Origin of the sequence: Chloroflexus sp. (assembly GCF_034432675.1) — a bacterium.
Lineage (GTDB): Bacteria > Chloroflexota > Chloroflexia > Chloroflexales > Chloroflexaceae > Chloroflexus.
The window spans coordinates 1-12,626 of sequence record NZ_DAOUBI010000234.1; the positions used below are offsets into that span (position 1 = coordinate 1).

Consider the following 12,626-nt stretch of genomic DNA (forward strand, 5'->3'; position numbering starts at 1 on the left):
GAGTATCCGTGGTCATCACACACGGGACACGGATAGACGCGGATTGGGCTGATAAACGCGGATAGTTCATCAGCATAGAAAACGGAGAATCAGGTGCTACGCATTGCGTTTTACCAGATTTGGTATACATCACTCAAATTGCCACCTGTATTGTCAGCGGGCCATAGAGGCTGACTGTCAGGCTAAACTGCACGACGTTGCCCTTAACACCGGGTAGTGCAATCGAAGTTTCCACGAACGTGCTACGTCATACCTCACGGTAGCCACCAGGGGTATATCCATCCTCTGTATCATCCGTGTCTCTGTGGTGACAAAGATAGCAACTTTGGTGATACATACACATCGGCAGTGCCAGGCAAGGGAAGTGCGGAAGCCATCCTTCCGCACTCCGTAAGGCGCGACAAGCATCCCCCTGATGCGGTTGAAGCGTTCTGTGCATCCGTGTGATGCTGGTGCTTCACCGCTTACCTGCTCATCTCCCTGCAGAAGTCTCTCGCAACCTAACCCACCAGCCAGAAGATCAAACCAACGACGACCACCGCAATCACCAGCAGGAGACTGAGCAATTTTGCCTGCTCAACCGAACGACGCCGGGCAAGCAGTGGACGGGCTTCTGGTGCGTAGGGAACGTCGGGCAATTCACTCAGGAAGATAGCACCTAGTGCGGCGGGATTGGTAAACAGGGTCTTGAAGAACGCAGTAACCAGTTGGCGCGCCGTGATCAACGGCGGTGCCCAGTACGCCTCTTCGGGTGTCAGTCGACGTCCGGTCAGTGCACAGCGCAGCTCAGTTGTTGATTCATTCTCGTGCAATGACATAACCTGTCTCCTTAGGCAATACGACGCACAAAGCGCTCGATCCGTTCGAGGGCCTCTTCAATCTTGTTGAGGGCAGTAGCATAACAGGCACGCACAAAACCGGCACCGCTCGGCCCAAAGGCGTCACCCGGTACCACGGCAACCTGTTCACTGTGCAGCAATTGTTCACAGAAGGCTTCACTGGTTAGCCCAAGATGCCCAACCTGGGGAAAGGCGTAGAATGCTCCCTGTGGCTCAAAGGTCGGCAGACCGATGCTGTTTAAGCCGGAAACGATGACTTTTCGCCGCCGATCATATTCGCGTACCATAGCCTGCACGGCTTCTTCGCCGTGCAGTAATGCTTCCAGACCGGCATATTGGCTCATCGTCGGGGCCGACATAATCGCATATTGATGGAATTTGCGCACGGCAGCGGTGATCTCAGCCGGCGCCGCCAGCCAACCCAGTCGCCAACCGGTCATGGCGTATGCCTTCGAGAAGCCGCCCAGCAAGACGGTTCGCTCGCGCATACCCGGCAAGGCGGCAAAGCAGGTGTGTTCGATGCCGTACACTAACCGGTCGTAGATTTCATCGGAGATGACGATCAGATCGTGCCGCTCGGCAACCGCGGCGACTTCCAGCAACCGTTCACGACTGAGCACAGCACCGGTTGGATTGTTGGGATAGCCGATCAGAATCGCTTTGGTGCGAGGTGTCACTGCCGCTTCTAGTGCTGATCCACTGACCTGAAAGCCATCGACTACGTTTGTCGGTACGTAAACGACACGCGCATCGGCAAAGGCAACACAGGCCGGATAGGCCACAAAGCATGGTTCAGGAACCAACACTTCATTATCAGGGTCGAGCAGTGCCAAGGCCGCCCCCAGCATCGCTTCGCTGACACCGACGGTAATCAGCAGTTCGCTTTCGGGATCGTACTGCACACCATAGCGGCGGGCCAGATGTTCGGCGAGGGCAACCCGCAATTCCAGCAGACCAGAATTTGAGGTATAAGCCGTTGTACGGTCAATCGATGCCTGACCGGCAGCACGAATCTGATCAGGCGTGATAAAATCAGGCTCGCCAACGCCGAGCGAAATGACATCGGGCATGGTGGCGGCAATATCGAAGAAACGGCGAATGCCTGATGGTGGGACGGCGCGAATGCGGCGAGCAATGCGTTGGCTGGTCATAACAGTTCTCCTTTTGTGACATGTCTGAGCGCCATTGCTCAGCGTGTTTAATCTTACCATATGCGTTCTATGTTGCTCATTGGTCGCCGGCTTTTGATAATGATCTTGATCGGTTTGGTCGTGGTGTACCTCTGGTATGCGTTCGATCATGTACGCCTGCTGGCTGGTTTTCCCTTCCCCATTGACTACGGCGAGGGGCCATTGCTGGCTCAGATCGATCAGCTTCTAGCCGGGAGACCGATCTGGCAGTTGTACGCCGATCCGGGTCAGGAACCGTTTTTGATTGTCAATTATCCGCCACTCTTCCTGATCCTCAGCACTATGCTGGCATGGATCACTAACGACCCCTTGCTGGCCGGGCGTCTGGTTGCGCTCGGCGGTGCCCTGGCCGGCACGGCTGCGCTGGCTGCGTTGATCGAGCGCCGCGGCGCGTGGATAGCTCTGATCTGGTTGACTATTCCGGTGGTTATTGAATGGATGCCATTCATGCGGGTCGATTTACCAGGAGTGGCGCTGGGCTTGTGGGCAGTGTGGGTAGCCCGTCACGAGCGCATCCCGGCAATACCACGTGGAATAGTGGCCGGCTTGCTGGCGGTTGGATGTCTCTTGACCAAGCCATCGCTGATCGCCGGGCCGACCGCTGTCGGGGTCTATTTCATCGCTGAATGGATTCGTCATCGTTCCCAACCAACAGCACCCACCGTTCGAGCAGCAATCAGCTTTTTCGCGACAGTGCTGATAGCTGGCGGCGGTATCGTTGTCGGTTTGGTATGGCTAACCCAGGGCTGGTTCTTCCTGCACGTTATTGCCGCGAATGCTAACCGCTGGGAATCGGCTCTGGCTATAGATTTCTGGCGTCAGCAATTGACGCTACGCTGGCCCCTTATCATCACTGCGCTGATCGGTAGTGGTGTGGTGTGGCACAGCAATCAACGGACGCTGTTGCTGCCGGTGCTGGCCTACCTCTTCGTCGGCACCGTCGGTGCTATCGGGGTCGGCAAGGTTGGCGCCTATGCCAATTACTTCTTCGAGTGGTATGCGGGGCTGATCTGGTTAAGCGGCCTGGGCTGGTCAGTTGTATCAACCAGCTCTACGCAACGACCGCTGCTTCAGCTTAGTTTACCTGCTCTGATGATTATCAGTCTCCTCTACTATCCGCCACGTTGGGATGCCGATCGCCTGCGACCGGCGGGATTACTCGAACCATCCCCACCACGCCTGGCGATAGGGCGCTACGGGCTGTGGGCCGATGCCCAACGTGAAGCGGCAGTGCTGGCAGCATTGAGCCGAGCCAACACGGTACTGGCCGCCGAAGCCCAGACCGCGGGCAATGTCATCTTTACCGATCTGCCCGGCCTGGCCAGCGGGGCGGGGGTGCTGGCCCGCATCCCGGTGTTTGAATTTCGTCAGTTACTCGACCAGGGTTTAGCCGATCAGACCCCTATTCTGTACGAACTGGCCAATGGCAATCCGCCGCTCATCCTGCTCGACTATCTCGGCAACTGGCTGACGCCGGAGATGATTGCCATTATTCGCCATCGCTACGCCCAGGATGGCTCGATTGGGATCATTGACCGCTACCGTCCGATTGCCACCGGCCCAACCTACCCGCCGTTGCAGCCGTTGAGCGGGGGTGGCATTCAACTAGTTGGCGTGCAACTTACCCCGCCGCCCGGTGCGCAGTACGAGCCGGGAGACCTGGTGGTGATCAATCTGCGATGGTCACGACTCGATCCCCATCCTACTGACGATCTCAGTGTAGTGGTGCAACTGCGCTTTGCCGGTGATCGGGTAGCAATCCAGAGTGAGCGTCGTCTGATCTACGGCGCCCTGCCGCCATCACGCTGGCCGGCGGCCAGCCCGATTGACCACCTGCAACCAATCGAACTACCGGTAGAGCTGCTGCCTGGCAATTATCAGATCGCTGTGGGACTGCGCGACCAGAACGGCAATGAGGTACTCCCACCCCAACCGGTTGCCGACCTGTATGTCGAACCCCAGGGAGGGATGTTCTTTGCCGAAACCGGCTATTTCGTCCCGGCAACCTTCATGCGTTTTTGGGCCGAGACGGGGGCGCTCGAACGGAGTGGGTTCCCCCTGACACCTGCGGTACCCTTCGCCTGGGGCTGGTTTCAATGCTTTGAACGGACATGCCTGGAATGGCGAGACGGGATCGTCCGCATGCGCCCGCTCGGTACTGAACTGTACCTGGTGGAAACCCTGCGTAGCACGCAGTGTCAGGGAGGTTCCCCGGCGCATACTGTCTGTGCCGATGTTATCGTACCGGAAGCGTTTAGTGCGACACTGGGCCAGGCACTCAGTGGCGAAATCCAGCGCAACGGGTGGATTGTGCAATGGACGGAATATGCCCGTCTCGAACGCAGCCCTGATAGAACAACCTTTAGCCTGGGGAGATTGGGTGATGAGACTCTTCGCTTGCCACCGGGAGTACGTTACCGCTGGCCGGAGTAATACCAAAGCTCGCGCAAGAATGTGCATTGTGCAGGTATACCACCGGCGAGTCGGTGGTGGGTTGTAGCCGACGTAGGGGTGACACATGCGTCGCTCCTACCGAGGTTTAGTGGCGCATCGTTCGAAATGTGGTACCAAAGGAATCGTTGGCCTGGTGTACCATGAGTTTTATGCTAACAGATTTAATATCATTCGCAAAGAATAGATCGTAACCTCACCAAAACCCATGACGGCAGGCAACAGATTGCCTGCCGTCAACCGGTTATGCGATAGACAGCCGATTAGCGGACGATAATTGCACTGGCCTCACGGCCACCCGGCGCAAAGGAGTATTGCAGCAGAATGCCGGAGTCGGTCACATCAGCCGGTGCATTGAAGCGGTAGATCGTCGTATCGAGCGATCCATTTGCCGGTACCACACCACTGCCAACGTCAATATCGAAGCGTGGCGCACCCAGTACAGTGCTCATACCTTCGATCTTGCTCAGCTCAAAGCCGGTGAAGTAGTTGTCGTAGGTATAGGCATCGACATTGATCTGCTGACCGAGGCCGGCAACCCCTATCTGGCTACCACACATGGTCAGCACCGTGTTGGCGCTATTGGTGGCATGACTAGTGAAGAAGAAGGCGCTGTACGGGCCACTCAACGGACCAACAAAGAAGGCGTTGCGGCCATCAGCCGCGAATGCACCCGACGGCAGGCTCAGCTCAGCCGTAAAGCCGACATAGTCGGGCGTACCATCGCGGTTGGTGTCAAACAGCAGATCGATCTCGACCGGATAGTTGGAATGGGTGATCTGCTGGTGGGTTGTGACGGCAAATTGGATGATGGGACTACCGGCCGGGCAGAAGCCGGTTCCATCAAAGGCACGTACACCGACGTACTTGAGATCCATCGGTGGCATCTGCATACCGGCACCTGGCGACGCAGAGACAAACGGGTTCTCACCAATCAGTGTGAACGGATCAACTGAAACCGGGTTGGCGCCGTTGTTCGTCAGACGTGCCGTTGCCGGAGTGCTGGCCGTCGCCCGTACCGAGGCCGGCGCCCGCACATTGCCCGACGCTCGCGGCAACACATGCCACGGCATCGTCAGGTCATTGGTGGTACCGGGTGCATCGAGCACCAGATAGCCATCGAACTCAACCGCCGTCAGTGCTGCACCATTCCCACCATTTGACCCTGAATTCAACACCCAGGCCGGCAGCTTTGTCGGGTCGATGCGCAGCGTCAACGTAAAGGTACGTCGGCTGCGTGGGGGCACCGTAATCGTCGTCACCGAGGTGCTGGGAGTGATCGCGCCGGTAGCCGCATCATTGGCGAAGCGGAAGGTAGGTGTAATCGTGTAGGTCAGTGGCGAATTTCCGTAGTTCCGAATCACAATCGTGCGGCGGAGCGTGGTCGGATTACGGGTCGCCTCAACCAGACCAAACGAGATCGTGGCCGTACCGTTCGAGAGTTCCCAGGCACTGGCCTGTGCAGCAATTGCTCGATTGATGCGTACTTCACCGCCGCCGATCCGTGTGATCGGAGCCAGTGCTGGCCCGACGAATACCGGTGGCCCGTTGAAAATATTGGTCTCGGCGGTATTGATCAGACGCGCTTTCAATTCCCACGGTGCAAAGCTCCAGTCAACCGCATTGTAAAGCAGGGCCGCAGCACCGGCCACCATTGGCGCAGCGCCTGATGTACCACCGAACGGCTCAACACCGGTACCACTACCGGCCACTGCAGACAGTGACGCACCCGGTGCACCGATTTCGGGCTTAATAATCTGCCCGTACATAATCTGGTTGCCGTAGGTCATCGGTCCCAGCGTTGGCCCACGTGATGACGTACCCACTACACTGCCGGCGTTTGTCGCCGGCGTATCGAAACCAATGACCGTGGTATTGCCAACCCGTACCTTCAGCGCATTACCGGCCGTTTGCGTAATTGACAGCACCGGCACAGTTGGAGTCCCGCCACCGAAGCTAAAGGTGGGTGGTACCACACCAGCCGCGTTGTTGGCAACAATCACCGCTACCGCACCGGCAGCAGCACCGTTCGAGCCTTTGATACTGATTGCGCAGGCACCACGATCAACCAACAGGATTTGCCCGGTCAATGAACCAGCCGGGTATGCTGTACATCCAAGCGCATTACCCAACGATGCACCATAGACTAGCGTCCCACTTACCGACGTATTGGGAATTGGCGCCCAGGGCTGGGCAATGCCGTACACGGTGGTGCTTAATACCGTGATCGGATACGAGGCATCACTGGGTACAGCCGTCTGAGCAACTGAAAGTGCAGTACGGGCACCGGCCGGCGTACCGGTAATGTAAGGCCGATCAGCGCTATTACCTGCCGAAGCCACGACCAAAATGCCCAGCGGCTGGAGGTTATCTACGGCAATCGCCGCGTCGTCATCGTAGTTTTGGCCATACGATGCCCCCAACGACATATTGACGATATGCATCCGATCATCGGTTATCCCATCGCCGTTCGGATCGGCAGACCAATCCAGCCCCTGGAGGATTGCCACACCACTGCACGACGACGACACCGCCGAACAAACTTTCACCGCAAACAGATCGACTTCCGGAGCCACACCTTGCTCACCACCAATGATGTCGGCGACGTGCGTGCCGTGACCACCGGCACACGTACCAATGCTCAAGCCAGGAGCACCACAGTCGATTGGGTCTGGATCAGGAGCCAGTGGGCCGTTGGGCCAGACCTCACCTACAAAGTCGTAGCCACCCTTCACCCGATCAGTCGGGAAAAGACCATCAAGGGTCGTATTGCGCGAATCAGAGGTGCTTGTGCCATACGCTGCCTGATACGCTGCTAGCGTACCAGGCCCACCAAACGCAGCGTGGGTATAATCGATCCCACTGTCAAGCACCGCAACCCGGACATCTTTCCCACGATAGCCGGCAGCCTGCACATCGGGGGTTGCCCCGATATAGGGCACCGTCTCCATCGGTGGTTGTGTTGCCCGTTCGTAATTCACAACCGGATTAATCCGCACCACTTCAGCATCACGGGCCAGTGCAGGTAATACAGTTCCATCAACCTCGGCAATCACCGCATTCAAAGCGACCCGCAAGCGAGCGACCTCAACCAGGGTTGGATCAATGGCCCGCAGCCGACTCAACACACGATCCTGTTGCTGAGTAATCCGTTGCAGCTGGGCTGCCTGTGCGGCACCTTCAGGTATCCGTGCCGTCGGATTCTCGCTCAGTCGGATCACGACTTGTTGCCGACCACTCACCGCAATCAGACTGGGCGAGAGTGCAGTAGGGGCACTTGTAAGCGTTACCGGCTCCTCAAGGCGTAGCGATTCTAGGTTCGGAAGTGGGCGTGGAGGTTGCGCTGACAATGGCGCAATCAAGGCAATCGTAAGACCGATGCTGATGATAACAGCAAAGAGATGACGTTTTGTTGATAAACTCATAGATCCCTCAGCTCATAATACACTAATCAGTACTGTGACTGAACAAAGAGTTGGCACCTTATTCCGTCACCACAATCTTCAGACTAGACACTCCTCCTTTCTGCTCGAACACGGCCAGGCTTCCCACAACATCGGTGCGTAGACAGAGCAACGTAGATAAGGCGCACACTTGTGCATTGAAGCATGTCAGGTGCGTTGGGTCTCAGCAGCGACGATGCTGGAAGGATGAGCTGAGGTTGTCGGGAAGCTTGCGAGCAAAAGGTTAAGCTGATTAAGCGAATCTGTCAAGTAAACTATCGCAGAAATTAGTTTACAAAATATTTATGTTCGTAGGTCACTGGATAAAAAACTTTTCATATCATCCTTTTTGACGGCAAGTAATCTGGCTCTCCACCTCATCCTGACGATGTGGTTCAGTTCTGGAATTCACTCTGTGCTATACTATGTATAGCATCTCTTGCAGTGGAGGATTTCAGTGTCTACAATCAGCACTTTATCAATCGTTATTTGCGCTCCGAGTGACACAAACCTTGAACAGGTCCTCAACGCTGCGCAGATCGCCGCAACACGTTATAGCGCCAGTTACGAGATCATCATCGCTGCCGGCCCTGCTGCCACAAACAGCGCTGCCCATCTTGCCGCAACCCGACCGTTGGTCTGCGTAACCTACCATTCCCAACCCCGCCGCACTTCCTATCTGCTCCGTGATGCCTGTACTCTGGTAAATGGCGATCTGGTTTTGGCGTTAGACGCAACCAGTCCGGTGTCGGCGTTAGCGCTTGAACGATTGCTGACCGCGTACAACAATCAAGATATGCTGGTGGGAGTACGTACACCTGCTCCAACCGATATGCTCCAACAGGCGCACACGGCCCTCCTCCGGCAGGTGCTGGGTAGTGACCAGAGTGATCCACTCTTGTCATTGGCGCTCTTTCGCAGCGAGTTGATCGATTTGCTTCCCGGCGACGGTGAACCGGCTCCGCCGCTGGCACATTTGTATGCTGCTGCACGCCGGCGCAAGTATGTAATCAATCAGATCGCATTGCCTGCCCAGAGTACTGCTGCCCATCGTACCAGTCTCGCCGATCTGGCAGCTCTCATCGGGCAAGGCCCGGCCCGTGGTGCCCGTCCTGCGCTTGGTGTCCTGGCTGTTATCGGTAGTCTGTGGCTACTTCTCCGGCGCCGACGATAGGAACTGATTAAACGATATGGTAACGTCGAGATGTCGCTACACCACGGAACTGCTCATCTCTGGCTGATCCGCCACTGTTTGCGATCATATCAGCTTTTCCGATGAGTACAACGACATCGCCCCGAAAGCGGATTACTATCTTCAATCACCAGCTTTGTCGCCTCGCCTTACAACATTCTCCCGCCAATGGTCGTCTTATCACTGTCGAACGCTGGCAGTGTATATCCATAGCCTGTAAGGAGGAAGACGATGAGTCAACCGGAACAAAAACCCGACCAAACACCCGACCTGGCAGCAGAACTGCGCGAACTGGGACAACAGATCGAGGCCGCTCTGCGGAGCGCACTCGAAAGTGAGCGGGCACGACAGTTACAGCAGGAATTGCTGAGTGGGCTGCGGGCAGTCAATGAGCAGGTACAGACTGCCACCAGGATGATCGCCGAAAATCCACGGGTGCAAGATCTGGCCGAACGTGGTCAACATGCACTGCATCAGATTCAGCAGAGTCAGGCTGTCCACGATCTACAACAGACCCTGGCCCAGGGAATTGCTCAGCTTAATGAACAACTTGCCGAATTCATCAAGCGGATGCAGTCACCGCCACCCGCTACTGGCGAAACCACCCGCCTCGACAAGGATGAATCTTAACAGGCGCCGGTGCAGCGTTGGCTATTCGCGTAATCGCCCTCTACCCAACGCTGCACCAGCAGGGAGTATCTATGTGCGGACGGTATACACTGGCAGTCAATCCGGCCAGACTGGTGGACCGTTTTTCTGTGCCCCCACCGCTCGATCTACAACCAAGCTATAACATTGCGCCAACGCAGTCAGTCATTGCTGTACGTGAAACAACGGAGGGGCGCCAGTTAGCTACGCTGCGGTGGGGCTTGATCCCGTCCTGGGCGAAAGATGCTACTATCGGTAGCCGAATGATCAATGCGCGCAGTGAGACGGTGCTGGAGAAACCTTCATTTCGTGCAGCTTTTCGGCAGCGTCGCTGCCTGATCCCGGCTTCCGGGTTCTATGAATGGCAGACGTTACCAACCGGGAAGCAGCCGTTTTACTTCACGTTACGTGATGACGATCTGATGGCGTTTGCCGGTCTGTGGGAGCAGTGGCGCTCGCCTGATGGCACGGTGGTAGAAAGTTGTACCATCCTGACAACGGCTGCGAACGAGATCGTTGCACCCATTCACGAACGGATGCCGGTGATTATCCCTTCTGATCTCGATGCACTCTGGCTCCATCCGGCAGCGGATATCGGTCAGCTCTACGATCTCTGTCGCACGCCACCGCCGGTCGCCCTTCACTGCTATCCGGTCAGTCCGGCAGTAAATCAGGTGCGTAATGATAGCGAGGCGTTAATTCAACCGTACAGTAGCGTCACATCGGGATAAAGCCCATTGTTGTGGCGATGCCGGAAGAACTACGATGTGATGGTAATTACCAGGAAGGGACGATGAATTGAGTGGCTCGCATCGGTTTGTCGGGTTTCTCATGTCCGCCAGGACCACGCATATGCCCGACAGCACGATCAGATCACCATCGATGCCGTGAACCCGATCAGAACAAATGCCCGGCACGCGATCCAAAACGTACCCTTTCGCCATCGTTCACTGCATCCCTCGTATGGCAACGTGAACGGGGCGGGTTTTGAACCCGCCCCTACCGTCACGACGAAGACAGATGGTCATGGTTCACCGCATATCCGGTGACAGGCAGTGATGCACTGTATCGCTCAAGATTCGGTCAGCGAGGACTGTTGCTCGCTGAGGGCGGGTGGAAACCGCTACGAAGCCCGCACCCGCTTAATCCGTGCTCCCAGCGCTGCTAACCGCTCTTCGATGCGCTCGTAGCCACGATCAATCTGCCCAATATTGTAGATGACACTACGCCCTTTGGCACACAACGCCGCAATCACCAATGCCATACCAGCCCGAATATCAGGGCTGGGCAAGCCATCGGGTTCGCCGTACAGTTGCGATGGCCCGACCACTACTGCCCGATGCGGATCGCAGAGCACAATGCGCGCTCCCATGCCAATTAACCGGTCAACAAAGAAGAGCCGACTTTCAAACATCTTTTCGTGAATGAGCACAGTACCATGCGCCTGCGTTGCCACAACAATCGCCGTACTGATCAAATCCGGGTTGAAGCCAGGCCACGGCGCTGAGTCGATCTTCGGGATTGCACCGTGCAAATCGTGACGCACCACCAGCTCTTGATTGGCTGGAACAAGAATGTCATCACCATCCTCATGCCAGGTGACCCCTAACCGGCCAAACATAATCTTGGTCATGCGATGCTCACGTGGACGAGCACCAACAATCCGCAATTCACTGCGGGTCACGGCAGCCAGGCCAATCAGCGAACCCACCTCCATGAAATCAGGGCCAATCGTGTAATCGGCACCGTGCAGGCTGGTTACCCCCTCAATCTCAAGCAGATTGGTGCCGATACCGCTGATCCGTGCGCCCATACAATTCAAAAAGTGGCACAGGTCCTGGACGTGTGGTTCAGAGGCAGCATTCGCAATTGTAGTATGACCTTCGGCAACGCAGGCCGCAATAATTGCCTGTTCGGTACCGGTGACACTCATCTCATCAAGAAAAATGTCGGCCCCACGCAGGCCATTCGTCGTCAGAATATAGCTGGTGGGAGTAACTTCTACATGAACCCCTAACGCCTGAAGTGCCAGCAGATGAGTATCGAGTCGACGTCTGCCGATAGCATCACCACCAGGTCTGGGCAAGGTGACATATCCCCGCCGGGCCAGCAGGGGGCCGGCGAGCAGCGGCGAGGTACGGATGCGCCTAGCCAGGGTGGTGTCCGGTTCACCCGCCACCAGTTGATCGGTGCGCAGATGGACAACATTTGCCTCTGGCCGATCAACGTACACACCGAGATGTGCCAGGAGTGCCAGCTTGGTACGGACATCTCCAATATCAGGAATATTCCGCAACGTTACAGGCTCACTGGTCAACAGACTGGCCGCAAGCAATGGTAGCGCAGCATTCTTGTTGCCAGCCGGTCGAATTGAACCCGCTAAGCGATGACCGCCTTCAATCACAAAATGATCCATGTTTGTATTCCTCGACTTCAAAGAATCGACTGCGTGCATCCAAACAAGATCGCCTTGCCCGTGAGCAGAGAACCATTCTGCCCGGCGGGCAAGTGGCGCCCCATTATATGGCAATAACAGAGCAAACTCTATCCAGTTTCAGTCGAGCTCCTCGCTATACATCAGCAGAGCAGATGTGGCGAACCTGGTGTATGACGCTTTCTGATGAGTAAACGTCCGTTGCGACACTGATTTACCTATGCACTCACAGCACGAAACGTTGGGATCGCATGTGGCCAGATGGTACACTTTATAGAACTCATCTCAAAAAAGCTGTGCTGTTGTGCGTCCAGACAGTCGCCCAGGCGTCTGAATGCCTGTCAATCTTCAACAACAGTCTACCCGGCTCCTGGCCTGTTGGCAGAGCGAAGCTCCGGTCGTACCATCTTGCGCTGAATTGGTTGCCTT

At 56.3% G+C, this 12,626-nt stretch carries 8 protein-coding genes; 4 read left to right on the forward strand and 4 right to left on the reverse strand.

Annotated features, from left to right (window positions below):
- Window positions 1-500 precede the first annotated feature (500 nt).
- Complete coding sequence (locus tag VAE55_RS17685; RefSeq protein WP_322817041.1) at window positions 501-818, reverse strand: hypothetical protein; 318 nt, start codon at window positions 816-818, stop codon at window positions 501-503.
- Window positions 819-829: 11 nt separating this feature from the next.
- A complete protein-coding gene (locus tag VAE55_RS17690) occupies window positions 830-1,990 on the reverse strand; it encodes an aminotransferase class I/II-fold pyridoxal phosphate-dependent enzyme (RefSeq protein WP_322817042.1) in 1,161 nt (386 codons plus the stop codon).
- A gap of 69 nt (window positions 1,991-2,059) precedes the next feature.
- Between VAE55_RS17690 and VAE55_RS17695 the strand changes: the two genes are divergently transcribed.
- On the forward strand, window positions 2,060-4,462 hold the full coding sequence (locus VAE55_RS17695) for a hypothetical protein (RefSeq protein WP_322817043.1): 2,403 nt from the start codon (window positions 2,060-2,062) through the stop codon (window positions 4,460-4,462).
- Window positions 4,463-4,743: 281 nt separating this feature from the next.
- On the opposite strand, the gene VAE55_RS17700 is transcribed toward VAE55_RS17695, so the two are convergent.
- On the reverse strand, window positions 4,744-7,905 hold the full coding sequence (locus VAE55_RS17700; protein ID WP_322817044.1) for a S8 family peptidase: 3,162 nt from the start codon (window positions 7,903-7,905) through the stop codon (window positions 4,744-4,746).
- 475 nt (window positions 7,906-8,380) lie between these two features.
- On the opposite strand from VAE55_RS17700, the gene VAE55_RS17705 reads away from it, so the two are divergent.
- From VAE55_RS17705 to VAE55_RS17715, 3 genes are all read left to right on the forward strand, one after another.
- On the forward strand, window positions 8,381-9,097 hold the full coding sequence (locus tag VAE55_RS17705) for a hypothetical protein (protein WP_322817045.1): 717 nt from the start codon (window positions 8,381-8,383) through the stop codon (window positions 9,095-9,097).
- Between the two features lie 249 nt (window positions 9,098-9,346).
- Window positions 9,347-9,745: a hypothetical protein gene (locus VAE55_RS17710; RefSeq protein ID WP_322817046.1), complete on the forward strand. Its 399-nt coding sequence runs from the start codon at window positions 9,347-9,349 to the stop codon at window positions 9,743-9,745.
- 71 nt (window positions 9,746-9,816) lie between these two features.
- Window positions 9,817-10,494, forward strand: coding sequence for an SOS response-associated peptidase (locus tag VAE55_RS17715; RefSeq protein ID WP_322817047.1), 678 nt, complete (start codon window positions 9,817-9,819; stop codon window positions 10,492-10,494).
- A 392-nt stretch (window positions 10,495-10,886) separates the two neighbouring features.
- On the opposite strand, the gene murA is transcribed toward VAE55_RS17715, so the two are convergent.
- Window positions 10,887-12,179 (reverse strand): UDP-N-acetylglucosamine 1-carboxyvinyltransferase, encoded by a 1,293-nt coding sequence (murA, locus tag VAE55_RS17720; RefSeq protein ID WP_322817048.1) that lies wholly within the window; start codon window positions 12,177-12,179, stop codon window positions 10,887-10,889.
- Between the last annotated feature and the right edge of the window lie 447 nt (window positions 12,180-12,626).